Raw genomic sequence first — 25,475 nt, 5'->3', positions numbered from 1 at the left:
TGCGCAACCGCGCCGCGCGTCAGCGCGGCGCCCGGCCCAACGGGATGCAGCATCTTGATGCTGCGAGACGGGCGGGAGCCCCCCCCCTTTTTTGTTGCTAGTCGCGACGGATATTGCTGCGGATACGCGCCCAGCCGCCCGGGGCCAGAAAGAACGACAATCCAAATCCGGTGGCAAAGCCACACAGATCGGCAACCCAGTCCTTTTGGCCGCCAAACAGCAGGCCAAACAGCAGCTGGATCCCCATCAAAAAGGCAATCAGCGAAAAGGCACGGCTTTGCTGGGCGCCCACAAGGGACAATTGCCGCCACAGGATATAGGTAAAGGCACCGATCAAGCCATAGACCGCCGGGAAGCCCCCGATCAACGGCACCTCGCCATTGATCAGCACCGCATATCCAACCGCACCGCCCACAGCAGAGGCCAAAAAGATGATGACCATCACCAGATCGCCCATGACCTCACCCACCATCTTGCCCATCGCCAGCACAAAGACACAAACAAACAGCGCATGGGTAAAGGCGCCATGCACGAAGGTATAAGACAAGAACCGGATCAGATGCTCGGCCGGCCATTGCCCGGTCTCGACCATCCACCAGAAGATTTCTGAGGAAAACGCATAAGACTGAAAGGCCTCCAGCCGCCAGCCAATGGCCTCAGGCCCGCCAATGATGCCCCGCATCCCCAGCGAAAACGCCGCCTCGATCCCCATAATCACCAGAACCAGCGCCACCACTGCCGGCGGCAATGGGTTGACGGGAGAGATATTTGGATCGTCACTCATAGCTTGTCGTACTCCTTGGCCTGTTACGTTGGCCTGTCACGTTGGCCTGTCACGGTTCATTTGTGGCAGATACAGCCCCTGCACAGCCCGCCCATGGGCGCTGCCCGGTTGACGCTGCCCTGGCCCATGGGTAAGCGACTAGGGATCATAATTCCAGACGGGAGTTTCGCCCCATGAGCGATACGACATTTACGCCGCGCGTCTTTTCCGGCATTCAGCCTTCCGGCAACCTGCACCTGGGCAACTACCTTGGCGCCCTAAAGCGCTTTGTCGATTGGCAGGACCGCGATGTGGAAAGCATCTACTGCATGGTTGACCTGCACGCGATCACCGTCTGGCAAGATCCCAGCAACCTGCGCCAAGCCACCCGAGAGCTCTGCGCCGGGTTCATTGCCGCAGGTATCGACCCTGAAAAATCCATCTTGATCAACCAAAGCCAGGTGCCCGAACACGCGCAACTGGCCTGGATCTTCAACTGTGTCGCCCGGATGGGCTGGATGCAGCGGATGACCCAATTCAAGGACAAAGCAGGCAAGAACGCGCAAAACGCCTCCCTTGGCCTGCTCGCCTACCCCTCGCTGATGGCAGCCGACATCCTGATCTACCACGCCACCCATGTGCCGGTTGGTGAGGATCAGAAACAGCACCTTGAACTGACACGCGACATCGCAACCAAGTTCAATCACGACTATGGCGTCGATTTTTTCCCGCTCACCGAACCGGTGATCGAAGGCGCTGCCACCCGCGTGATGTCCCTGCGCGATGGCTCCAAAAAGATGTCGAAATCCGACGCCTCAGATGCCAGCCGTATCAACATGACAGACGATGCCGAGGCGATTGCCAAAAAGATCCGCAAGGCCAAAACCGACCCGGATGCGCTGCCCTCCGAGGCCAAGGGCCTGGAAGAACGCCCCGAGGCCCGCAATCTGGTCAATATCTATGCAGCCCTGAATGAACAGAGCGTCGATCAGGTGCTGGCGGATGTTGGCGGCAAGCAGTTCTCGGAATTCAAACCCATGCTGGTGGACCTGGCCGTAGCCAAACTGGCGCCGATCGGTACCGAGATGAGCCGCCTGATGCAACACCCCGATGAGATCGACAAGATCCTCACCCGCGGCTCTGAGCGCGCCCGCGCCATCACCGCGCCGATCCTGCGCCAGACCTATGACATCGTCGGCCTGATCCCACCGGTTGAAGCCTAAAAACCCAGCCGATCCATTTCCAGCATTGCCCCCGCCCCGAGAAATCAGGGCGGGTTTTTTTATGCCCAATTCATTGACCGCAGGGCGCTCAGGCCGGACGACTGCGCCCCCTGCAGCGACTGCCAGTATGACAATCAGTACGGCAAACCGAGCGCGCCCAGAGACAGGTTTCTATGGTGACTTTCCATCGCTAAAATGGTTTCGATACATTGGCGACCCCACCGAAAAGGACCACCAAGCATGATTGCCTATGTCACCGTCGGGGCAGATGACATCGCCCGCGCCAAACGGTTTTACGCCGCGATCCTGCCCGCCCTTGGCTACAGTATGACAGAAGGTCCTGAGGGGCTCAGCTACGCGCTGCCTGCACCACCGGGCCAAGCTGCTGCGCTGCCGGATTTTTACGTCAAACCAACCTTTGATGGGCGTCCGGCCTCGGCTGGCAACGGTGCCATGACCGCGTTTGAGGCGCGCAGTCAAAGCCAGGTGCGTGACCTATACGCGGCCGCGCTGACGGCAGGGGGCTTTGATGCGGGTCAGCCGGGGTTTCGTGACGCATATGGCGCGCATTTTTATGTGTGCTACCTGCGGGACCCTCAGGGCAATAAAATCGCTCTGTTCTCCAGCGACCCAAACGAGCCAGGGCGCGACGAATAGCGCCGGTCAACACGTGGCCCCCAGGGACGCCGCTTTTTATAGCCCCCGCACCCCGTTCAGGGTCAGGGTCGCCACCAGCTCTGCATAGTCCTCGCGCGCGTCTGAGCCCGCGCCGGAATTCCACATGTAGTACCAGTTCAACATGCCAAAAACCGACATGGTGGCAGAGCGCAGTTTCTCGTCGTTTTCCTCAAACACCTCTGGAGCCACTGCCTTTAGGGTGTCGCTGAGGAACTGCACCATCTCGCGCTGATATGCGCGCAGCAATTTTTGCTGCTCTTCCGGCAGCGCGCCCATTGCGCCCGACTGGACTTTGTGTTCGTCGTCAGCCCCCTGATAGGCCAACAGGATCTCTGCCACGACCCGGCGCAGGCGATCATCGGGGGAGACCCCGTTCAAATCCACACCACAGACCCGGTCGCGCAGCTCGCAGAGGTAGGTATCAAGAAGGCCGAACAACACGGCCTCCTTACTGTCGTAATAGTGATAGATATTGGCCTTGGAGATCCCGCATTGCCGCGCCAGCTGGGTCATCGAAGCGCGATCATAGCCCGCCTCGGCAAAGACCTTGGCGGCAGATTTCAGAATCTGGGCACGCTTTTCATCGTGATCTTTTGCAATGGTGCGGGCCATGGGCTCAACTCACTCTCTGATTAATCGGCGTCGCGGTTGTCGATGACACGCTTGGCCTTGCCCTGGCTGCGCTCGACCTCGCCGGGTTCGCCAACGATGATCTCGGTGGAGACGCCAACCATATCCTTGATCCGTTTGGTCAACATCCGCGCCGCAGCGGTTTTGCTCAGCTCATCGGTGGCGTCCGGGTTCGCCTCGACAAAGACCCGCATCGCATCCATGCGACCGGATTTGTACAGCTCGATCTGGTAGTGCGGCGCCAGACCACCCGTGGCCATCAGCTGCTCTTCGATCTGGCTGGGGAAGACATTGACCCCGCGCAGAATGATCATATCGTCACTGCGACCTGTGATCTTTTCCATCCGCCGCATGCTGCGCGCGGTGCCGGGCAACAGCCGGGTCAGATCGCGGGTGCGATAGCGCACCATCGGCAGGCCTTCCTTGGTGAGGGTGGTAAAGACCAGCTCGCCCATTTCGCCATCGGGCAGCACTTCGCCAGTCTTGGGGTCAATGATCTCGGGCAGGAAATGGTCCTCCCAGATCACCGGGCCATCCTTGGTTTCAACGCATTCGCTGGCCACCCCCGGCCCCATGATCTCGGACAACCCATAGATATCAACCGCATGCATATCAAAGGCGGCCTCGACCTCGCGGCGCATGGCATCCGTCCAGGGCTCGGCGCCAAAAATGCCGACCTGCAACGAGCTGTCACGCGGGTCCAGGCCAACCTTATGAAACTGCTCAAGGATATTGAGCATATAAGAAGGCGTCACCATGATGCCATCAGGCTGGAAATCGGTGATCAACCCCACCTGCTTTTCGGTCTGGCCACCAGACATAGGCACCACAGTCGCGCCCAGGCGTTCAATCCCGTAATGGGCCCCCAGCCCGCCGGTGAACAGCCCATAGCCATAGGCATTATGCACCATATTGCCCTTACGCAGACCCGCGGCACGCAGGGACCGCGCCACCAGATCGGCCCAGTTGGAGATGTCATTGGCGGTATAGCCCACGACCGTGGGCTTGCCCGTGGTCCCAGAGGAGGCATGCAGGCGGATGATCTGTTCGCGCGGGACGGCAAACAGGCCAAAGGGGTAGTTGTCGCGCAGGTCGTTTTTATGGGTGAAGGGGAACTTCGACAGGTCCGACAGCTGCTGCAGGTCATCCGGGTGGACGCCCGCCGCATCAAAGCGCTCTTTATACATGGGCACATTGTCATAGGCATGACGCAGGGACCACTTTAGGCGTTCCAACTGGAGGGCACGAATTTCGTCGATCGAGGCAATCTCGATGGCATCGAGGTCGGCCTTATTAGGGGACAGGTCTTTCATGGTGTTCTCCTCACCTATTCTTCAAACAACTGGCCCTTGATCGCGCGGGAAAGCCCGCGAAAGGCAGCGATCATCTGGCCGGTTTGGGTCTCTACTGTCACGTCATAAATGCCGCTGCGCCCGGTCAAAGAGACCTCTGTGGCGCGGGCAATCAGCCGCTCTCCCAGTTTACCGGGGGCGGTAAAGGTGATGGAATTGCTCTGCGCCACCGTCGATTGGTTGCGGCTGTTGCAGGCAAAGGCAAAGGCGCTGTCGGCCAGCATGAAGGTCACGCCGCCGTGGCAAATCCCATGGCCGTTGCAATGATGCGGTTCCACCGTCAGCTCCAGGGTCGCGCGGCCTTCATCAATTGCGGTGATTTCCATCCCCGCCCATTTTGAGGCATTGTCGCTGGCCCACATGGAGGCCGCCGATTTCTCGGCCCGTTCTTTCGGGGTCATGGTGGCGGTCATGGTCATTTTCCCTGAAATTTCGGCGCGCGTTTTTCCAAAAAGGAAGAGACGCCCTCGGCATAATCTGCGCTTTCACCGCAGGTCTTCATCGCGTCGGCCTCTTGCTCCAGATGCGCGTCCAAGGTGGCAACGGCGGCATCCTGAATGCAGTGCTTGCTAAGCCCCAGTCCCAGGGTTGGGCCATTGCCCAGCTGCGCGGCCATGGCACGCGCCGTTTCCATCAGATCGCCGTCCGGCAGCGCCTTCCAGATCAGCCCCCAGTCTTCGGCCTGTTTGGCGGACAAGGGCTGGGCGGTAAAGGCCAGGCCCTTGGCGCGGGCCTCTCCCAGCAGGCGCGGCAGATGCCAGCTGCCGCCGGTGTCAGGGATCAACCCCACTTTGGAGAAAGACTGGATAAACTTGGCGCTTTCAGCGGCAAAGACCATGTCACAGGCCAGCGCGATATTGGCGCCCGCTCCGGCAGCGACACCATTGACGGCGCAGATAACCGGAAAGTGCAGCGATCGGATCAGCCGCACCAGCGGCGCGTAAAAGGTCCGCACCGTATTACCCAGATCCGGCGGGCCATCCATCTTGCTGGGGTCGCGATCCCCCAGATCCTGCCCGGCGCAAAATCCGCGTCCGGCGCCCGTCAACAGAATCGCCCGCGCGCCACCATCACGTGCGGCCTCGATTGCGGTGCGCAGGGCATAGTGCATCTCATCGTTGAAACTATTGAGCCGATCGGGCCTATTCAGGGTGATCTCCACCCAAGCGCCATGATCCGCAACCAGAATAGATTCGGACATTTCTCTCTCCCTCATACAGCCCCTGCGCCAGTCAGAACCAGCGGGCTGTGAAATCCCTTTGACAAATTTCTTGCATAAACCGACCGGACGGTCAATATATCATTCAAAGCAAATATGAGGCCCAGCCTCAGCCCGTTGTCCGGTCCCGCGCCGACAGCGCCCCATCAGGAAAGAAAAGGACAGAACATGAGCCTTCTAGACGTATCAAGTTTTGCCGCCGGTGAATGGATCGCCCCCGGCGCCGGTGCCCGCAACATCGCCAGCGCCGTAACCGGCGCGCCGCTGGCGCAGGCCGGCAATGACGCGCTGGATGTGCAGGCCATGCTGGCCTATGCCCGCGACACCGGAGGTCCCGCCCTGCGCGCGCTGACGTTCCATGACCGCGCCCGTATGATCAAAGCGCTGGCGACGCATCTGGGGCAGCACAAACAGGCGCTTTATGATCTGAGCTTTGAAACTGGCGCCACCCAGTCCGATCATATGATCGACATTGATGGCGGCATCGGCACCATGTTTGTCTTTGCCTCCAAGGGGCGCCGCGAAATGCCCGATGCCAAGGTCTACCTGGATGGCGAGGTTGAGCAGCTGTCGCGCAACGGCACCTTCCTGGGCCAGCATATCTGCACGCCTTTGCAGGGTGTTGCGGTGCATATCAACGCCTTCAACTTCCCGGTCTGGGGCATGCTGGAAAAGCTCGCCCCCAGCCTGCTGGCCGGGGTGCCTGCCATCGTGAAACCCGCGACAGCCACCTGCTATGTGACAGAACTGGCGGTGCGGCTGATGCTCGACAGTGGCATCCTACCCGCCGGTGCGTTGCAGCTGGTGTCTGGTGGCCTCGGCGATATGCTCGACCATCTGACCATGCAGGATGTGGTCAGCTTTACCGGCTCTGCCCAGACCGCGTTGAAGCTGCGTCAAAACCCGGTCATTTTGGAAAACTCGATCCGCTTTGTGGCGGAACAGGACAGCCTGAACGCCTCCATTCTGGGGCCCGATGCCATCCCCGGCACACCGGAATTTGATCTCTTCATCAAAGAAGTCAGCCGCGAAATGACCACCAAGGCGGGGCAGAAATGTACCGCCGTGCGCCGCATCATCACGCCGGAATCGCAGTCTGAGGCGGTGATTGAGGCCCTGTCGGCACGACTGGCCAAAACCACCATTGGGGACCCGCGGCTGGAAAGCACCCGCATGGGCGCGCTGGTTTCCAACAGCCAAAAACGCGATGTTTTGGAAAAGGCGGCGATTCTGGCCACCGAAGCCACCCGCGTTTACGGCAATCCCGACGATTTTACCGTGACTGGCGTCGATGCGGAAAAAGGTGCCTTTGTGCCGCCAATGCTGTTTCACTGCGAAAACCCTGACGCCGCAACCCGCGTGCATGACACCGAAGCCTTTGGCCCGGTGTCCACCGTCATGGGCTACCGGGATCTGGACCATGCCGTGACCCTGGCCAATCGGGGCGAGGGCTCGCTGGTGGCCTCCTGCATCACCAATGACCCAGAGGTGGCCCGCGAAATTGCCCTGGGTTCGGGCGCCTATCACGGGCGGATCTATTTCAACAACCGCGCCTCAATGAAGGAAAGCACCGGCCATGGTTCGCCGCTGCCGCATATGGTGCATGGCGGTCCCGGTCGCGCGGGCGGCGGAGAAGAGCTCGGCGGTATTCGCGGGGTGAAACACTACATGCAGCGCACCGCCATTCAGGGCAGCCCCGACATTCTGGCCGCCATTGGCGAACAATGGGTGCCCGGCGGCACGGAAATCCCCGTTCCTGCGCATCCCTTCACCCGAAAATTTGGCGAACTGGCAATTGGCGAGACCCTCAACAGCCCGTCACGCCAGGTGACGCTGGAAGATATCGAACATTTTGCCAAATTCACCGGCGATACCTTCTATGCTCATATGGATGACGCCGCCGCCAAGCGGAACCCCTTCTTCCCCGGTCGCGTCGCCCATGGCTATCTGCTGCTCTCCTTTGCTGCGGGCCTGTTTGTCGAACCCAATGAAGGACCTGTGCTGGCCAATACCGGCCTGGACAACCTGCGCTTTATGAAGCCGGTTTCGGCGGGCGACAGCATCAAGGTTCGCCTCAGCGTCAAGAAAAAGACCCCCCGCAACGATGAATATGGTGAGGTCCGCTGGCATGTGACCCTGACCAATCAAGACGATGAAAAAGTTGCGGAATATGAACTGCTGACCATGAACGCCTTCTAAGGCGCCGAAACAGCCAAAGCCGTACCGCTCCGGGCTGGTCTAACTGGCCCGGAATGCCTATCTTGCTGCCATGACAGCAACACTTTCTCAGAATTACCAGGCGAGCATCGCCCAGCTTACCGACCTGCAAAACCTGCGGGTCTGGTCGATCATCGTCTCGTTGTTTGGCGATCTGGCGCAGAAACCCGGCGATCAGATCAGTGGCACCACCCTCACCCAGATCATCACTCCGATGGGGATCAAACCCGAAGCAATCCGGGTGGCGTTGCACCGCCTGCGTAAGGACGGCTGGATCGAAAGCACCCGTTCGGGGCGCGCCTCGGTGCACTATCTGACCGAGTTCGGCCGCAATCAATCCGCAGCCGTGACCCCACGCATCTACGCCCGCGCCCCGCAACCGCCACAGACCTGGCATCTGCTGATCGCAGAGGACAGCAGCGGCCAGAACGCGCTGGAAGAAACCCTGCTGCTGCCGCAATACACCCAGGTCAACCGCCGCACTGCGCTAGGGTACGGACCCGCGCCCGACGGGCTTGACGATCTCTTTGTGGCACAGGTTTCCGCGTTTTCGGTGCCCGGCTGGCTGCAGGCCCGGCTGTTCCCGCAGGATCTGATCGAAGCCTGCCAGTCCCTGCTCGACGCGCTGGCCAAAATCCCGCCCCCCGCAGCCGACCTGTCACCAGAGCAGATTGCCACCCTGCGCACCCTAATCGTGCACCACTGGCGCAGAATTGCCCTGCGCCACCCGGTGCTGCCCACAGGGTTCCCCCCCGACGCCTGGGCCGGAGAAACCTGCCGCGCCCGGGTCTTTGCCCTGCTGGACAAATTACCACGCCCACAGCTTCAGGCGCTGGACCAGCGCTCACCAGCCTAGCGATCCCCTGCCAAGTGATCCACGCCCTTATCCCGGAGTATGCCCATGTCCGCCCTTAGCAGTCTTGCCCTGATCGCCCTCGCTGCCCCAGCGGCCCTGATGGGGGCGTCGCATCTCAAAACCCGCAAACTCGCGCGCGAGGCCCGGCAATTGGTGCCGCCCATCGGCCAGTTCTGTAACACCCTGCAGGGAAAAATCCACTATATCGACATCGGCCCGCGCGATGCCCAGCCCCTGGTGCTTATCCATGGGTTAAGCGGCCAATTGCAGCATTTCACCTATGCGCTGGCCGACGCCCTGGCCCAGGATTACCGGGTCATCGCAGTTGACCGGCCCGGATGTGGCTATTCCACCCGCACCAGCGATGCGATGGCGCGTCTACCGGAACAGGCAAAGACCCTGTTGGACGTGCTGGACAAGCTCCAGGTCCACCAGCCGGTTCTGGTGGGGCATTCCCTGGGCGGCGCCGTCTCGCTGGCCATGGCGCTGCAGGCCCCAGAGAAAATTCGCGGTCTGGCCCTGCTGGCACCGCTGACCCATCCTTCAAAACAGGGGGCTGAGGCCTTTAAGGGGCTGATTGTTCATTCCAACCTCATGCGCCACCTGATGGCCCAGACTGTGGCTGTGCCTACCGCACAACGTACCGCAGAACCGGTTCTGCAACAGATCTTTGCGCCCGAACCCTGCCCGGATGATTTCCTGATCAAGGCCGGCGGCGCCCTGGGGCTGCGTCCCGAAAGCTTTGTCGCCGCCTCAGCGGATGCGTCCTTTCTCTACCCGGCGATCGAAGACCAGGCCGCCCGCTACGCCAAAGAGCTCAACACACCGGGGGCGATTCTCTTTGGGGCCGAGGACGCCATTCTCGGCCCTCAGTCCCAGGGCAAAACAATGGAAACCTATGGTTTGAGCTGCCAAATCGCCCCAGACCTTGGGCATATGTTGCCAATTACCGCCCCGGCGCTGTGTAATGACTTCATTCGCGCCACGGTGCAGGCCCTGCCCAGCGCCTGACAACGGGTTGAAAACCAAGAAAACTGGCGACCCGGGCAAAAAAACATACCCGAAAGCCGGTTTCCTCTGCATTTGCGCCTTGACCCCAGAGGCGCCATTCCGTAAATCGCCCCTCACAGAAGATGGCGCGGTAGCTCAGTTGGTTAGAGCGATCGACTCATAATCGATAGGTCGGGAGTTCAAGTCTCCCCCACGCCACCACTTTTCCTCTGTAAGCCTCCCGCAGTTTTACCCCCGAAAATCAATGTGATGCGCCTGCTGTCCTGGCTCAGGGCTACTCCACTTTGTTCAGCTGGCATCCACAGTCTGGCGTCAAAAACTGGGGCTGGCTCCCATTTGCCCCCCCCCCTATACCTGTGTGTATGAAACAGAGCCCACTCACCGCAATACTGGCCATAGATGGCGGCGGAACCCGTTGCCGGATCGCACTGGAGCGCGCCGGTGAGGTCATCCGGATCGACAGCGGGCCTGCAAATGTTTCCAGCGATTTTGACGGGGCCCTGGCGCAGATCCATCTGGGGCTGGAGCGCCTTTGTGCCGCCACTGGCCTGCCGCTGGCGCAGCTGGCCGCGCTCCCCGCCTATGTTGGGCTGGCCGGGGTTGTCAGTGCTGACATTGCCCAGCGGCTGCAGCATAACCTGCCCTTAACCCAGAGCCGCATCACAGACGACAGACCCGCTGCTTTGCGTGGGGCGCTTGGCGATGGCGAAGGGGCGATTGCCCATTGTGGCACCGGCTCCTTTCTGGCCAGCCAGATCAAGGGCGCGCGCCGTATCATTGGCGGCTGGGGACAGCAGCTGGGCGATCAGGCCTCGGCGCAGTGGCTGGGACGTCTGGCCCTGGCGCGCACCTTGGATATGGTCGACGGTCTCGCGCCCGCCTCCACCTTGACCACCCAGCTTTTCGCCCGGTATTCAGACTCTGCCGAAATCGTCGCCTTTGCCGCCCAGGCCAGCCCGATGGAATTGGGTGCGCTGGCCCGCGATGTCACTTACCAGGCCAGCCAGGGGGATGCCCTGGCCACTGATCTGATGCATCAGGGCGCCCGCTACATTGCCGACACCCTGCCACGGATCGGCTGGGCACCCGGCCATGCGCTCTGCCTCACGGGCGGGTTGGCGCCACAGTATCGCAGCTATCTGCCGCCAGAAATGCAAGACACGCTGCAACCGCCGCAGGGTGATCCGTTGACCGGGGCGCTGGCGCTGGCACGGGAGTTCGCTGCCAAAGATCACAGTGTGGCGGACACCCCCGTCAGGACGCCCCAATGAGCCGACCAAGCACAGTTTACGCAGGCGGCCCGATCTTTGATGGCCACAGTCTGCAACAGGGCATGAGCGCTCGGTTTGAAGCTGGTCGGCTGGTCAGCCTGATGCCGCACCGCCCCCCCGCAGCGGATGAGACCTATGTGGACCTTGCCGGCGATATCCTCAGCCCCGGTTATCTGGATCTGCAGGTCAATGGCGGCGATGGCATCATGTTGAATGCACAGCCCAACTGCGCCGGGCTGGACCGCATTGCCAGGGCGCACCGACGGCTTGGCGCGGTGCAGATCCTGCCAACGCTGATCACCGATACATTACAGAAAACCGCTCAGGTCATCGCCGCCACCCAGCAGGCCATCACCGCCGGAGTGCCCGGCATTGCCGGATTGCATCTGGAGGGCCCACATCTGGCCCAAAGCCGCAAGGGCGCCCATGATGCGGCTTTGATCCGGGCGATGACCCCGGCGGATCTGGACATGCTGCTGGCCGCGGCTGAGGCCCTGCCGGTCCTGATGGTTACGCTGGCACCAGAAAGCGTCAACCTGGATCAGGTCAAAGCACTGCGGCAGGCCGGGGTCATCCTGTCCCTGGGCCACACCGACGCGCCTTATGAACAGGCGATGGACTATGCCGAGGCCGGCGTCACCTGTGTCACCCATCTGTTCAACGCCATGAGCCCCCTTGGCCACCGCGCCCCCGGGGTGCCCGGCGCGGCGCTCAACAATCCGCAGCTATTTGCCGGGCTGATTGCCGATGGCATTCATGTACATCCCGCCGCGCTGCGCACCGCCTGGGCTGCCAAGATGGGCAATGCCAGCCCCGAGGGCAAAATCTACCTGGTCAGTGACGCCATGGCCCCGGCCGGCAGTGACCTGACCTCGTTTCAGCTGGAGGGCCGCCAGATCCTGCGCCAGAACGGGCGGCTTACCCTGGCGGATGGCACCCTGGCGGGCGCAGATCTTGACCTCACCACAGCGCTGCGCATCCTCGTCACCCACTGCGATATTGCGCTACAAGACGCCCTGACCGCCGCCGTAACCACACCGCGACAGGTGATCCGCCAATGGGCTCAGGACTGCACGGTGATTGGCCTTGCGGAACATGACTTTATCCGTATTCAAAGCGACCTTAGTGCAGCACAGCCCATCTGCGAAATCTGCCGCTAGCAAAGCAGACAGCGCGGTCACGGCCCCCAGAGGTTCTGTTCGGTTGACTGGAACCATTTGGCCAGATGTTCGATCAAGGCCCGAATGCGCGCTGTCAGGTGGCGGCTTGGCGGGTAGACCACATAGAGCGGCAGCGGCGCGTCTTCGCGGTCTGCAAACAGCAGCTGCAACCGGCCCGTTTCAATAAAGGGTTTCACGGTGTAATAGGGACAGCGGCCAATGCCCTGGCCACCCGCCGCCATATGGGCCACCGCACGCGGCGAGTTGGCCCGAAAGCTGCCGCTCACAAGGACAGAGGTCACCTTGCCGGCCTCGTTGAACCGCCAGCGCTCCGGCTGCGCTGCGGATTGCAGCAACAGGCAGTTATGAGTCGCCAGGGCCTGGGGGTGCCCCGGCTCGCCGTGACGTGCCAGATAGTCCGGCGCTGCCACCACCACCAGCCGCATGTCGCAGAGCTTACGCGCCACCAGGGTCGAATCCTGTAGCCTGCCAAAGCGGATGGCCAGATCAATGCCTTCTTCGACAATGGGCGCGTGATAATCCGAAAGCAGCATTTCGATCTGCACCTTGGGGTGGCTCTGCTGAAACGGCGTCACCGCCTGCACCAGCTCGCGGCTGCCAAACCCCGTGGGCGCGGTGAGCCGGATGGGGCCAGCCAATTCGGACTGGCGCTCCTGAATGACCCCTTCCATCTCGTCGATCTGATCCAATACCGGCAGGCAGCGCTCCAGATAGGCCTGACCGGTATCGGTCAGAGTAACCGATCGGGTGGTGCGGTTAAACAGTTGCGCGCCAAGGCGTTCTTCCAGCCGGGCCACATATTTGCTGGCCAGTTTGGTGCTGATGCCGATCTGGCGCGCCCCGGCAGTAAAGGAATGTTGCGCTGCAACCGCAACAAAAGTCCGCATGCAATCCAATGTGTCCATCGCCTGGCCCTCGGCTTCTCTTTCGCCCGGACAAGGTATCTCATTATCTCCAATACGTACATACTTACTCTACAGGATGACATATTATCACCCATCCGTTCTGAATGTATCTCTTCCTCATCGAAACGGCGGCTCTTACCCAGTCGCTTTCCACTCCCGCCGCTCACGCGGTAACCCCATGAGGAACATCCTATGTCCAATACTCTGCGCATCCACAGCTTCCCCCTCTCCGGTCATGGCCACCGGGTTGAACTCTTTGCCAGCCTGGCGGGTATCGCCCATGAGGTCATCACCGTCGATCTGGCTAATGGGGAACACAAAGGAGAGGCCTTTCTGGCGCTGAACCCTGCCGGTCAGGTTCCAGTCCTTGAAGACGGCGATACCGTGATCAGTGATTCCAACGCTATCCTGGTCTATCTAGCCCGCAAATACGCCCCGTCCTATCTGCCCAGCGATGCGGTTGCCGAAGCCGAGGTGCAGAAATTCCTCAGCCTGGCAGCCGGCGAGGTGGCGTTTGGCCCCGCAGCCGCGCGTCTGATCAATGTCTTTAACGCCCCCCTGGATGCGGAGTTCTGCAAAACCGTCGCCGAGCGCCTTTTGGCCAAACTGGAAGCCCACCTGGACGGGCGGGACTTTCTGGTTGGCACTGCGCCCACCATCGCGGATGTGGCGATCTATTCCTATGTGGCCCATGCCCCAGAAGGCGATGTTTCGCTGGCCGCCTACCCCAATGTGCGCCGCCTGCTGAGCAACATTGAAGGCCTGAAAGGCTTTAAGCCAATGCCCGTCACGCCTGTTGGTCTTTCCGCTGCGGCCTGATCGCTCAGCGTTCAAAACCAACCACCGGGGCGGGTCGCCCGCCCCGGACAGACCGCCATCAATGGCGCCTCCCCAGCCCCCGCCCATTTGTTCAAACTGCATCCCGTGAAGAGGTCCGCCATGCCCCCCGCCATCCCCGCCCAGATTGACGACAGCCAGGCCGCCTCCCCATTCCATGCTGGGGAGCAACAGCTGCAACGCGCCAACGGCAGCCGCGACATGCTGGAACAATTTGGCCGCAAGGTGATCCGCCCCTATATGCCAGAGCAACACCGGGCCTTTTTTGCCCAACTGCCCTTTGTGGTGGTGGGCGCTGTGGATGCCAAAGGCTGGCCCTGGGCCAGCCTGTTTCCAGGCACCCCCGGGTTTGCCCAAAGCCCGGACAACCGCCACCTGAACATCGCCTTGAACGCTGCACAGGCGGATCCGGTACGGCGCGCCCTGCAGGCTGAAACGCCGATGGCTGTGCTGGGAATTGAGATGCACAGCCGCCGTCGCAACAGGATGAACGGACGCGTCTCCTCCTTAGGGGAAAGCCAGCTCCAGCTGCGAGTTGACCAATCCTTTGGCAATTGCCCGCAGTATATCCAACACCGCGACATCACCTTTCTGCGCCCTGCTGCGGACAGCTCCCCGGCACAGGCTTCGCCGCGTTTCACAGACCTGAGCACAAAGGCGCGTCGGATGATCGAGGCAGCGGATGTGTTCTTTGTCGCCAGCGCGGTAGAGTCCCGTGACAACCCCACCGTCGAGGGTGTCGATGTCTCCCATCGTGGCGGGCGGCCGGGGTTTGTGCAGGTTGATGGCAATAGCCTGATCATTCCCGATTTCCCCGGCAACAACCACTTCAACACCTTTGGCAATTTCCTGCTGAACCCCAAGGCCGGGCTGGTGTTTCCCGATTTTTCCACCGGCGACCTTTTGATGCTCACTGGCACCACTGAGCTGCTGTCAAAGGAGGCACCGGAAATACGCGGCTTTCACGGTGCCGATCGTGGTTGGCGCTTTACCCTGGATCATGGGCTTTGGCTGCAGGATGCGCTGCCGTTTCGCGCCAAACTGGGCGCCTTTTCACCGCATTCGCTGATGGCCGACACCTGGGCAGACCGCGCCGCACGGTCCAGACAGGAAGAGGGTCGCAATGCCTGGCGCCGGGTCCGGGTCGCTCGGGTGCAGCAAGAAAGCTCGGTCATTCGGTCTTTTTATCTGGAACCTGCCGATAGCGCACCGCTGTTGCCGTTTGAGGCTGGCCAATCTCTGACACTGCGCGCCAGATCCAAGACACCGACACAGGAACAAGCCGCCGGCCAAATCCTGAGCCGGAGCTACACCGTCTCCTCTGCCCCCGGTGAGCGCCACTACCGGATTTCGGTCAAACGCGAAGAACAGGGTGCGATGTCGCACCTACTGCATGACCAGATCATGCCCGGCGACATCCTGGAGATCAAAGCACCCCGTGGTGCCTTTTATATTGATCCTGCCGAAAGGCGGCCGGCGGTGCTTTTGGCCGGGGGGGTTGGCATCACGCCGATGGTTGCAATGGCCAACCATGTAATGCGCGAAGGTCTGCGGACCCGGCACCTGCGCCCGCTGACTGTGCTACATGCCAGCCGCGACAGCGCCCAGCGCGCCTTTGCGGATGAGTTTCGCGCCCTGCAGCAAGCGACAGAGGGGCAGATCCGCTACCTGTCTCTTTTAGGCACGGCCACCGAGGATGAAGAACCCGGCCTGGACTATAACGGCACCGGTCGGATCACTGACGACACCCTGCGGCAGGTACTGGCGCTGGATGACTATGATTTCTTCCTTTGTGGCCCGCCGCCCTTCATGCAGGGGATCTATGACAGCCTGCGCCGCCTTGGTGTCAGCGATGCCCGGATCTTTGCCGAAAGCTTTGGCCCCGCCGCGCTGCGCCGCGCCCCCGATGTCTCAACCGGCGCTCAGCCCGCGGATCAGCTGGCGGATCCCTGCGCCGAGGACGAAGCCGAGACCGCCGAAGTGCGCTTTGCCAGTCTTGCGGGGGCAACACAGTGGCGCGCCAAAGACGGGTCTTTGCTGGAGCTGGCAGAGGCCCAGGGGCTGACGCCCGATTTCAGCTGCCGGTCAGGCTCCTGCGGCAGCTGCGCCACCAAAGTTACCCAAGGCAGCGTCAGCTACCGCTCCCCACCCCAAGCCGAGATTCCCCCCGGCGAAGCCCTTCTCTGTTGCGCCCGCCCTGCCAAAGGCAGCGCAGCCTTGGAACTCGACCTTTAACCTCCCCTCCCCTTCTGATTTGACACAAAGGAAGCTTACCATGGAAACCCGCCCGCCTCTGCCGCCCTTCACCCGCGACAGCGCCATTGAAAAAGTACGCCTGGCCGAAGATGGCTGGAACAGCCGCGATGCGGCCAAGGTGGCCCTGGCCTATACCCCGGACACCAAATGGCGCAACCGCGCCACCTTTGTCAGCAGCCGCGCCGAGGCCCAGGCCTTTCTCGAGGCAAAATGGATCCGCGAGTTGGACTATCGCCTGATCAAGGAGCTTTGGGCCTTTACCGAAAACCGCATCGCGGTGCGCTATGCCTATGAATGGCATGATGACAGCGGCAACTGGTATCGCTCTTACGGTAATGAAAACTGGGAGTTCGCCGAAAACGGCCTGATGCAGAACCGCTTTGCCTGCATCAATGACCTGCCCATCAAAGAGAGCGATCGCAAGTTTCACTGGCCGCTGGGGCGTCGCCCCGATGATCATCCCGGCCTGTCGGATCTGGGACTGTAACGGATCAAAGGCGGCACCTCCATGCGGGGTGCCGCCTGCCTATGCGTGGTGGGACCTGCCCGTTAGAACATATTCTCACTGCGCTGGAATTGATCCACCCATTTGCGCACATCAACCACGTCAAAATAGACCGCAATCAGCGCGGGCAGCACCAACAGAACCAAAACCATCGAGGCCAACAGGCCAAAGGCCACCGAAACCACGACTGGCACCAGGGTCTGCACCTGCGGACTGGTCTCAAACAGGATCGGGACCAGACCAGCGATGGTGGTAGAGGTCGACAGCAGAATTGGCCGAAAGCGCGCCCGCACCGCATCCAGAGAGGCGGCAACATAGTCATCCCCATCAAGGTGCGACTGGAAGAACGTCAGAAACAGGATCGCATTGTTCACGACAATCCCGGCAAGCGAGGCAAATCCGATCCAACTGGGCATTGAGATATCCATCCCCAGCCCCCAATGGCCCAGGATGGTGCCAACCAGCGCAAAGGGAATAGACAACATCACCACAACCGGCAGCGAATAGGACCGGAACTGGAAAGCCAGAACCATAAAGACCCCCACAAGGCCCAATAACAGCAGTTTCATCATCGAGGATTGCGACTTGGCCTGTTCGGCACTGGCCCCCGAGATGCCGATCTCAACTCCGGGGAAGCTCTTTTGCAGCGCCGGGCCCAGCTCCTTAGTGATCACCGCCGAGATCTGCGCCGAGGTCACAGTGGCGTTGTCGATCTTGCCGCGAATGCGCGCCAGCGCCTTGCCATTCTTGCGGGTGATTGTCGGATAGCCCTGCGACAGGGTCATCTGAGCCACGGTTGACAGCGCCACCAGCTTGCCATCGCCCACCAGGATCGGAAAGCGTTCCAGCTCAACCAGATTGGCCACCGTGTCATCCAGTTTCACCCGCACCGTCATATCTGACTGACTGGAGCGAAAGCTATCCGTCTCGGTGCCCTGAAAGGCGCTGCGCAGCTGATCCGACATCGCCTGGGGTGTCAGCCCAATCAGGTAGCCATATTCATTCAGCGCCAGCTGCACCTCCTGTCGGCCACCATAGAAATCCTGAAACGCTTCGACCACGTCAGAACGCGCCAACAGGGTATTGCGCAGCTCAGCGGAGGCCGCCTCCAGCTCTTCCAGATCATAGCCGGTAAGTTCCACATCCAGGTCAAAGCCTCCCGGACCCATTTCAGCCTGAGAAAACGATGATTGGACAAGATCCGGGATCGGCCCCGCCGCCGATCTCCAGGCCTCCAGCACCGTATCGGCACTCACATTGCGTTCAGAGCTGGTGAGCAGATCCACGGTGATCGTGGCGGTGTTGGAGCCATTGTCATAGACCTCACTATTGACCGCATAACGCACCAAAACCCGCTCAACCAAAGGCAGCCCCCCCTTGGTTTTTGGGGTAAATTCCGCATCCACCTGACGCAGCCCCGCCAGCAATTGTTCCACGGTCTCGACAGAGCGCTCACGATTGATCCCGGAGGTCAGCGAAAATCGGATCGTCAGGGTGTCGCTTTCGGTGGAGGGAAAGCCGATCATCTTGACCGCACCAGAGGCAATCAGGCTGATCGACAGGATCAAGACAGCAAAGACCGACCCCAAGGTCAGATAGCGCCAAGTCACCAGCCAGGTTGCAATTGGCAAGACGCAGCGCTCTTTGATCCAGTCCAGGCCCCGTTCCGCCAAACGGGTCTTGTGAACACTTGTCCGCGCCAGTCTCCCATGGCTGAGATGATGCGGCAGAATGAAGAACCCTTCAAACAGTGAAATTGCCAGGGTGATCAGCAGCACCAGCGGAATGAACCGCAAGATCTGCCCCATGTCGCCGGCAACAAACAGCAAGGGGCCAAAGACGCAGGCGGTTGTCAGAAACGACGACAAAACCCCAGGCAGAACTTCCAGCGCCCCACGGGAGGCGGCCTCGGTGGGGCCGACACGGGTCCGCCATTTGTCGATGTTTTCCGCAATCACAATGGAATCGTCCATGATCAGCCCAACCGCCATCAGCAGTGCCACCAGAGTGATCATGTTGATGGTGATGCCCAGCAGGCTCATTACAAACAACGTGCCCAGAAAGGACACCGGCAATGCAGCGGAAATCCACAGAGCCTCGTTCAGGGAAAAGAACAGCCACATGGTAAAAAACACCAGAACCAGACCAACGGCAATATTCTCCGAAATCAGGTTCAGGCGTTCCTCGACCAGCTCTGTCATGTTGTTGGTGACGGTGATCTGAAACGGATCGGGATAGGCCGCCCGCTCGGCGCTGAGGATCTGATCCACCGCCTCAAACACCCGGATACTGTCGGTGTTCTTGGCTTTGGACACCGAAATGATCGCGGCCTGATCGCCATCAATAAAGGAAGCGATGTTTTCGTCGGCATCCATCATCCGCACCTCGGCCAGATCGCTGACCCGAACAAAACTGCCCGACTGGTTTTGCAAAACGATCAGATCTTCGAGATCGGCAACCGAGCGGCGGGTGTCGGCGTAGCGCAGCACCAGGCTGTTTTCGTCCAGATCTGCACTGCCCAACGGCTGGCTCAGGCTGCGGGCCTGGATCGCATCAACGATATTGCGCGGTGACAGGCCAAACCGGTGCAGCGCGCCCTGATCAAACACCACCTGCAGCTCACGGTCGGTAATGCCCGAAACCGAAATCTCGGCGACACCGGGCACAGCGCGCAGACGATCCGCCAGCTGATCGGTATATTCGATCAACCCCTGTTTGCCAGACACACCAGAGACCGCCACCAGCGCCACCAGATCGCTGCGTGCCTGAATTTCCACCGTGGGTGTTTCAGCATTCAGGGGGAAATCATTGATGCTGGAGACCGCTGAAAAAACATCATTAAAAAACAACGTCAGATCGCCGCCCTCCTCCAGCTCGGCGGTGGCAGTTGCCAGGCCGTCAACAGAAAGACAGGTGAGTTCGGTCATTCCAGAGGTGCCGGTGAGCGCCGCTTCCAGTGGGGTGCAGATTTCCTCATCCACATCCCGTGCCGAGGCGCCGGCATAGACCACCCGGGCCGCCACAGTGGAGGCGGTGAACTCGGGGAAGGTCTCGCGCTCCAGAGTGCTGAGAACACCAAGCCCCAGAAGGCAGAACAGCACCATGATCAGGTTGGAGGCAACCGGGTGGCGCACAAAATAAGAGATCATATCACTGGCCTTCCGCAGCAGCAGAAACTGGCACCAAGGCCAGTTTCATACCCGGAACAGGCGGGCTGGGCAGGCCCAGCACCAGGGTCTCCCCTCCGGTCAAACCAGAGCGGATAATCACCTCGCCACCAATGACCTGCCCGGGCACCACCTCACGGATGGCCAGTCGCTCTTCTGTGTTGGCCAGGTAGACAAAGGGCGTCCCCTCGTCACTCAGATGCAGTGCGCTGCGGGGCACCACGATACTGTCTGGCCTCGGCGCGCTGGAGAAAACCACACGGACAAAACTGCCGGTATGCAGGGGCGGGCGGCGCAGCCCCTGTTGCGACACCAACGGATCTGCAACTCTGACGACAATGCCCATGGTGCCGGTCTCTGCATCCATGGTACCCCGCAGGCGCACAATTTCGGCCTCCCAGGGCGCAAACTGCTCCGGCGTCGAAAGCTCCACATGAGCACTCACCCCCGCACGGCGAAGGGCTTGGGTGAATTGGCTGGTGTCAAAACTGCTGTTTTGCAGAAACGCGTTCTGGGCCCCAGCAAGGACTACAGGGCCAAAACTGCTGGGCTGGACCTCTGCTGTCACCTCAGCGGCGGCAGTGCTGTCCAGGGACAAAAGCGTATCCCCCGTCCTGACGAATTGTCCAACTTCGATACTTTTGCTGGCCACACGCCCCCGGAATGGCGCCGTGATGACAGATTTGTCCAGCGCCCGCTCCGCCTCGGCCAATTCGGCCTGACGCACCGCCAGTGTCGCGTGCAGCGCATCGCGCCGCGCGGGGAAAAGCGATAGCGTATTGGTCAGATTGGTCACCGAGGTCTGCTGCGCCAGATAGGATTTTTCTGCGGTATCCACAGTGGCTTGTGTCCCTGCGCCGCGATCCAGCAAAGATGTCACCCGCGCCAGTTCAGCCTGAGCCACCTTGAGGATCCGTTGCTCGACCAAAAGCAGCCGCTGCGCGTTGTCTTCCTCGCGGGCAAGTTCCGCTAGGTCGGCCTCGACGGCGGCGATATTGGCCAGTGTCTTTTGTCGCGACAGTTCATTGTCGGTTTGGTCGATCTCGACCAGTACGGTGCCCTCTTCGACGATGCTGCCAGTGTTCAATCCCGCAGAAACCTCCAGAACACGGCCCTGCACCTCGGAAATAGCCGCCCAGCTGTGTTCGGCCTCAACCCGGCCAAACCCCTCGGCGCTGGCGATGATTTCTCGGCGGACCACCGGCTGAACGCGCACCGCCAATTCAGCCTCGGGCAGCGCGCTCACCTGCGGCTCCGGGCGCGCGGTCATCCAGACAAACCCCAAAATTCCAACTGCAAGGGGCGGCACGACGAGAAGAGGACGGAGGTTCATAACGGGCTACCTTTTTGACAGGCTCTGGACAGGCGCTGGACTGGTATTGGACTGGTATTGGACGGGCCCCAAAACGGGCACCAAAATATAAACGGAGAACCGCGATGTTTCCGTCGTTCCCAGTTTGGCCGTTTCCCGTGACAAATCCTACCGATAAACCAAACTCGGCTAAAACTCGCCCCGGCTGTCAATCCTGTTTTACTTTGGTGCGCGCCACCCGCTGATCCCGGCCCGTGTGACCAGTGCTATTTGACCAGTGCTATCGGCCAGAAATTCATTTTCTAAACGCAAAAACACCAAACTCCGTTCCGAGATGTGCAAAATTTGACCAACCTTCCCAGGATGCTAGCTAATCTGCGAATGCACCCTTGCCAGAGCGCCGTGAAATTTTTACCCTTTGGACAAGATCTGCAAAGGATCGACCTTTTCAACACAGGGGAAGTTTTATGACCAAATCCACTTTGGCCGCACCGTCGCGCCGTCGTTTTCTCGCCAGCAGCGCAGCGCTCGCCCTCACAGCCGGTGCCGCTTTGTCCCCTGCAAAACTGATGGCAGCCGAGCCCATCAAAGTGGCCGGCATCTACACCGTCCCGGTTGAACAGCAATGGGTCAGCCGCATCCATGTGGCCGCGCTGGCAGCGCAGGATCGCGGTGACATCAGCTACAGCTATTCCGAAAACACCTCCAACTCTGACTACGCCCGGGTGATGCGTGAATATGCCGAAAGCGGCTACACGATGATCATCGGTGAGATCTTTGGCGTCGAGGCCGAGGCCCGTGAAGTCATGGCTGACTACCCGGATGTGGCCTTCCTGATGGGCTCTTCTTTCAAAGAAGACGCCGCCGTGCCCAATCTGTCGGTGTTTGATAACTATATTCAGGACGCCGCCTACCTGTCGGGTATCATCGCCGGGGCGATGTCAAAATCTGGCAATATCGGCATGGTTGGGGGCTTTCCGATCCCGGAAGTGAACCGCCTGATGCATGCCTTTATGGCCGGCGCAAAGGAAATGAACCCGGAGATGAAGTTCCAGGTCTCCTTTATTGGCTCCTGGTTTGATCCACCCAAGGCCAAGGAAACCGCCTTTGCCATGGCTGAAAATGGCGCCGATGTGCTGTATGCTGAACGCTTTGGCGTGTCGGATGCAGCCAAGGAAAAAGGTCTCTTGGCCATCGGCAATGTGATCGACACCCAGTCTGACTATCCGGACACGGTTGTGGCCTCGGCGATCTGGCATTTTGAACCCACCCTGGATGCGGCCATTGCCGCCGTGCAGGCGGGCAGTTTCACTGCCAAAGACTACGGCATCTATTCCTTTATGGCCAAGGGCGGCTGTTCCCTGGCGCCCTATGGCACCTTTGAGGGCAAGATCCCCCAGGCTGCCCTTGATCTCATCGCCACCCGTACTGCGGCGATCAAGGATGGCTCCTATACTGTTGCCATCAACGACGAAGAGCCCAAGTCTTCTTGAGCTGGACCTGATCGCATGAGCACAGAAAACGAGGCGCAGGTTGTCCTGCGCCTTCAAGGCATCACCAAACGCTTTGGTCCGGTCACGGCCAATGAGGAGGTGAGCTTTGATTTGCATCGCGGCGAAGTCATTGCTTTGCTTGGCGAAAACGGCGCGGGCAAGACCACGCTGATGAATATTCTCTTTGGCCAATATACCGCTGATGCCGGATCGGTTGAGCTGTTCGGCCAGCCGCTACCCCCAGGTGCACCCCGCGCGGCATTGGATGCCGGCGTTGGCATGGTGCATCAGCATTTCACCCTGGCTGACAATCTGACGGTCTGGGAAAATATCGTTCTGGGCGTCGACCACCTGTCCGGGCTGTCGCTGAAACCCCGGCAGGTAAAATCCCGCATTCGCGCCCTGTCGCAGCAATTCCATCTCAAAGTCGACCCAGAGGCCAAGGTGGGTCGCCTGACGGTGGGCGAACGCCAGCGGGTCGAGATCCTCAAGGCGCTGTACCGGGATGCCAAAATCCTGATCCTGGATGAGCCCACTGCCGTACTGACCCCGCAAGAGGCCGAGGCGCTGTTTGCCACCCTGCGCGAGGCAATTTCTACCGGCCTGTCGGTGATCTTCATCAGCCACAAACTGCACGAGGTCATGGCGATCTCTCACCGTGTTGTGGTGCTGCGCCATGGCAGGTTGGTGGCAGAACGCGCCACCGATAACAGCAGTCGCGAAGAGCTGGCAGCGCTGATGGTCGGGGCCGAGGTCACCGCCCCCAGCATCGAAACCGCGCCCCCCGGCGCGCCTTTGCTTGCGCTCCGCCAGGTCTGCACCCCGGATCACGGCGCAGCACCGGGGCTGAAATCGCTTAACCTCACCCTGGCGGCGGGGCAGATCACCGGGCTTGCCGGTGTTTCCGGCAATGGACAGGCAGCACTGTCTGATCTGCTCTCTGGCTTGATCAGTCCAACGCAGGGCGAGATGCAGCTGGCGGGGGAGCCGGTGAAAAACTGGTCCCCCCGAAGCGCCATCGCCAAAGGCATCGCCCGCATTCCCGAAGACCGGCACAAAACCGGCACTATCGCCGATTTTGACCTCACCGAGAACGCCATCCTGGAAACCTATGCCAGCCGGTTCAGCCGCCGGGGCTGGATGAACTGGGCGGCCGCCCGCGCCTTTACCAAGGATCTGATCAAAACCTATGATGTGCGCTGCCCCGGCCCGGACATTCGCATTCGCCTGCTGTCAGGCGGCAATATGCAAAAGCTGATCCTGGGACGCGTGCTAGAAGAATCCCCCCAGATCATTCTGGCCAACCAGCCCGTTCGCGGCCTGGATATTGGCGCGGTGAACTACGTACATGGCGAACTGGCCAAGGCCCGCGATCGCGGCGCGGCTGTTTTGCTCATCTCCGAGGATCTGGATGAAATCATGCAGCTTTCCGATGTGATCCATGTAATTTCTGAAGGGCGGCTCAGCCCGAGCTTTGCCCGTGGCAGCATGCGCCCCGAAGAGCTGGGCGCCTGGATGGCTGGCCATGGGTTTGATGCGGAGGCCCCCGATGCGGCTTGAACCTATTGCCTCCCCCAGCCCGGCGCGCCGCATTGTGCCGCCCGCGCTGGCCATGGCTGCGACATTTCTGGTAGCAGCCCTGTTGGCGCTGATTGCCGGGGGCAATCCCTTTGCGGTCTTTGGCCTGATCCTGAACGGCGCCTTTGGTTCCAAATTTGCCCTGCTGGAAACGCTCAACAGCGCCACGCCGCTGATCTTTACCGGGCTGGCCATTGCCGTCGCCTTTCGCGCCAAACTGTGGAACATCGGTGCCGAGGCGCAGCTTTATGCCGGGGCGGTGCTAACCGTGATCCTGGGCACTGGCGCGCTGGGTTTACCCAGCTATCTGATGCTGCCGCTCTGCGCTCTGTCCGCCATGCTGGCTGGCGCCTTGTTGTTGCTGGGGCCTGCCTTGCTGAAAACCCGACTGGGTGTCGATGAGGTGGTGACAACCCTGTTGTTCAACTTCATCTTCCTGCTGTTTGTCTCCTACCTGCTGGAGGGTCCGCTGAAAGATCCCATGGGCATGGGCTGGCCCAAATCCGCGCGCCTGACATCAGAGGCCCGGCTGCCGCGTATCGTCGACGGCTTGCGGCTGCACTGGGGCTTTGCCCTGGCGCTGGCCGCCGCCTTGCTGGTCTGGGTGATCAACACCCGCACCACACTGGGCTACGAGATGCGCGCGGTGGGCCAAAATGCCGAGGCCGCAGGCTTTGCCGGCATTCCCGTCACCCGCGTCATCCTAAAAACCGCACTGCTGTCTGGCGGCCTCGCCGGGCTTGCCGGTTTCTCCGAGGTCTCCGGGCTCAAGGGCGCGCTGACGCTCGATCTGTCGCCCGGCTTTGGCTACACGGGCATCGTGGTTGCCATGCTGGCGCTGCTGCATCCCCTGGGTGTGGTGGTTGCGGCGCTGTTCGTCGCTGCCATTTTCGTCGGCGCCGACAGTATGAGCCGCGCCGTCGGCGTACCCAGCTATATTGCCGATATCATGCTGGCCTCGGCGCTGTTGTTCATGGTGCTGGCAATCCTGCTGACCAAATTCCGTGTGCGGAGGGACTGA

Annotated in this window: 21 protein-coding genes and 1 tRNA gene; 14 read left to right on the top strand and 8 right to left on the bottom strand. The window is 60.7% G+C overall.

What is annotated here, in order from left to right; translation table 11 throughout:
* Window positions 1–97 precede the first annotated feature (97 nt).
* Window positions 98–784 carry a rhomboid family intramembrane serine protease gene (locus tag JZI28_RS02235; RefSeq protein WP_348150306.1) on the bottom strand — a complete coding sequence of 229 codons (687 nt, stop codon included), beginning with the start codon at window positions 782–784 and terminating at the stop codon, window positions 98–100.
* A 173-nt stretch (window positions 785–957) separates the two neighbouring features.
* Between JZI28_RS02235 and trpS the strand changes: the two genes are divergently transcribed.
* A complete protein-coding gene (gene trpS / locus JZI28_RS02230) occupies window positions 958–1,986 on the top strand; it encodes a tryptophan--tRNA ligase (protein WP_297338666.1) in 1,029 nt (342 codons plus the stop codon).
* A gap of 240 nt (window positions 1,987–2,226) precedes the next feature.
* A complete protein-coding gene (locus tag JZI28_RS02225; protein WP_375699095.1) occupies window positions 2,227–2,643 on the top strand; it encodes a VOC family protein in 417 nt (138 codons plus the stop codon).
* A gap of 36 nt (window positions 2,644–2,679) precedes the next feature.
* Here the strand turns inward: JZI28_RS02225 and JZI28_RS02220 are convergent, their stop codons facing one another.
* The 4 genes from JZI28_RS02220 to paaG are packed head-to-tail and all read right to left on the bottom strand — an operon-like array spanning window position 2,680 to window position 5,847.
* Window positions 2,680–3,276: a TetR/AcrR family transcriptional regulator gene (locus JZI28_RS02220; RefSeq protein WP_297338668.1), complete on the bottom strand. Its 597-nt coding sequence runs from the start codon at window positions 3,274–3,276 to the stop codon at window positions 2,680–2,682.
* A gap of 20 nt (window positions 3,277–3,296) precedes the next feature.
* Window positions 3,297–4,607: a phenylacetate--CoA ligase PaaK gene (gene paaK, locus JZI28_RS02215; protein WP_297338669.1), complete on the bottom strand. Its 1,311-nt coding sequence runs from the start codon at window positions 4,605–4,607 to the stop codon at window positions 3,297–3,299.
* A gap of 14 nt (window positions 4,608–4,621) precedes the next feature.
* Complete coding sequence (gene paaI / locus JZI28_RS02210) at window positions 4,622–5,047, bottom strand: hydroxyphenylacetyl-CoA thioesterase PaaI (protein ID WP_375700064.1); 426 nt, start codon at window positions 5,045–5,047, stop codon at window positions 4,622–4,624.
* Window positions 5,048–5,061: 14 nt separating this feature from the next.
* Window positions 5,062–5,847: a 2-(1,2-epoxy-1,2-dihydrophenyl)acetyl-CoA isomerase PaaG gene (paaG, locus tag JZI28_RS02205; protein WP_375699094.1), complete on the bottom strand. Its 786-nt coding sequence runs from the start codon at window positions 5,845–5,847 to the stop codon at window positions 5,062–5,064.
* 186 nt (window positions 5,848–6,033) lie between these two features.
* Here paaG and paaZ point away from each other — a divergent pair, with 186 nt between their 5' ends.
* The 6 genes from paaZ (at window position 6,034) to nagA (ending at window position 12,380) form a co-directional block, all read left to right on the top strand.
* Window positions 6,034–8,064, top strand: coding sequence for a phenylacetic acid degradation bifunctional protein PaaZ (paaZ, locus tag JZI28_RS02200; protein ID WP_375699093.1), 2,031 nt, complete (start codon window positions 6,034–6,036; stop codon window positions 8,062–8,064).
* Window positions 8,065–8,134: 70 nt separating this feature from the next.
* Window positions 8,135–8,938 carry a PaaX family transcriptional regulator C-terminal domain-containing protein gene (locus tag JZI28_RS02195; RefSeq protein WP_375699092.1) on the top strand — a complete coding sequence of 268 codons (804 nt, stop codon included), beginning with the start codon at window positions 8,135–8,137 and terminating at the stop codon, window positions 8,936–8,938.
* A 45-nt stretch (window positions 8,939–8,983) separates the two neighbouring features.
* A complete protein-coding gene (locus JZI28_RS02190; RefSeq protein WP_375699091.1) occupies window positions 8,984–9,949 on the top strand; it encodes an alpha/beta fold hydrolase in 966 nt (321 codons plus the stop codon).
* A 124-nt stretch (window positions 9,950–10,073) separates the two neighbouring features.
* Window positions 10,074–10,150 (top strand) — tRNA-Met (locus JZI28_RS02185).
* A gap of 161 nt (window positions 10,151–10,311) precedes the next feature.
* Window positions 10,312–11,220: a BadF/BadG/BcrA/BcrD ATPase family protein gene (locus JZI28_RS02180; RefSeq protein ID WP_375699090.1), complete on the top strand. Its 909-nt coding sequence runs from the start codon at window positions 10,312–10,314 to the stop codon at window positions 11,218–11,220.
* On the top strand, window positions 11,217–12,380 hold the full coding sequence (gene nagA, locus JZI28_RS02175; protein WP_375699089.1) for an N-acetylglucosamine-6-phosphate deacetylase: 1,164 nt from the start codon (window positions 11,217–11,219) through the stop codon (window positions 12,378–12,380). Before JZI28_RS02180 ends, nagA begins: the two co-directional genes overlap by 4 nt.
* A gap of 17 nt (window positions 12,381–12,397) precedes the next feature.
* On the opposite strand, the gene JZI28_RS02170 is transcribed toward nagA, so the two are convergent.
* Window positions 12,398–13,306, bottom strand: coding sequence for a LysR family transcriptional regulator (locus JZI28_RS02170; RefSeq protein ID WP_375699088.1), 909 nt, complete (start codon window positions 13,304–13,306; stop codon window positions 12,398–12,400).
* Between the two features lie 192 nt (window positions 13,307–13,498).
* Between JZI28_RS02170 and JZI28_RS02165 the strand changes: the two genes are divergently transcribed.
* From JZI28_RS02165 to JZI28_RS02155, 3 genes are all read left to right on the top strand, one after another.
* Entirely contained in the window at window positions 13,499–14,125 is a 627-nt protein-coding gene (locus JZI28_RS02165; RefSeq protein WP_353400767.1) for a glutathione S-transferase, read from the top strand.
* Window positions 14,126–14,245: 120 nt separating this feature from the next.
* Window positions 14,246–16,378 carry a pyridoxamine 5'-phosphate oxidase family protein gene (locus JZI28_RS02160; RefSeq protein WP_375699087.1) on the top strand — a complete coding sequence of 711 codons (2,133 nt, stop codon included), beginning with the start codon at window positions 14,246–14,248 and terminating at the stop codon, window positions 16,376–16,378.
* A gap of 40 nt (window positions 16,379–16,418) precedes the next feature.
* Window positions 16,419–16,886, top strand: a complete 468-nt coding sequence (locus tag JZI28_RS02155; protein ID WP_295452488.1) for a nuclear transport factor 2 family protein — start codon at window positions 16,419–16,421, stop codon at window positions 16,884–16,886.
* Window positions 16,887–16,948: 62 nt separating this feature from the next.
* Here JZI28_RS02155 and JZI28_RS02150 read toward each other — a convergent pair whose 3' ends face one another.
* Entirely contained in the window at window positions 16,949–20,053 is a 3,105-nt protein-coding gene (locus JZI28_RS02150; protein ID WP_375699086.1) for an efflux RND transporter permease subunit, read from the bottom strand.
* A gap of 1 nt (window position 20,054) precedes the next feature.
* A complete protein-coding gene (locus JZI28_RS02145) occupies window positions 20,055–21,404 on the bottom strand; it encodes an efflux RND transporter periplasmic adaptor subunit (protein WP_375699085.1) in 1,350 nt (449 codons plus the stop codon).
* Between the two features lie 446 nt (window positions 21,405–21,850).
* Here JZI28_RS02145 and JZI28_RS02140 point away from each other — a divergent pair, with 446 nt between their 5' ends.
* Genes JZI28_RS02140 through JZI28_RS02130 form a run of 3 tightly spaced genes read left to right on the top strand, consistent with a single transcriptional unit; the run spans window position 21,851 to window position 25,475 of the window.
* Window positions 21,851–22,876 carry a BMP family protein gene (locus JZI28_RS02140; RefSeq protein WP_295452482.1) on the top strand — a complete coding sequence of 342 codons (1,026 nt, stop codon included), beginning with the start codon at window positions 21,851–21,853 and terminating at the stop codon, window positions 22,874–22,876.
* Window positions 22,877–22,891: 15 nt separating this feature from the next.
* Entirely contained in the window at window positions 22,892–24,436 is a 1,545-nt protein-coding gene (locus JZI28_RS02135; protein WP_375699084.1) for an ABC transporter ATP-binding protein, read from the top strand.
* On the top strand, window positions 24,426–25,475 hold the full coding sequence (locus JZI28_RS02130) for an ABC transporter permease (protein WP_375699083.1): 1,050 nt from the start codon (window positions 24,426–24,428) through the stop codon (window positions 25,473–25,475). Before JZI28_RS02135 ends, JZI28_RS02130 begins: the two co-directional genes overlap by 11 nt.

Source organism: Pseudophaeobacter sp. TrK17 (assembly GCF_042192375.1).
GTDB lineage: Bacteria > Pseudomonadota > Alphaproteobacteria > Rhodobacterales > Rhodobacteraceae > Pseudophaeobacter.
Note: the sequence above shows the minus strand (reverse complement) of the source record. Positions and strands in the feature narration are given on the sequence as shown.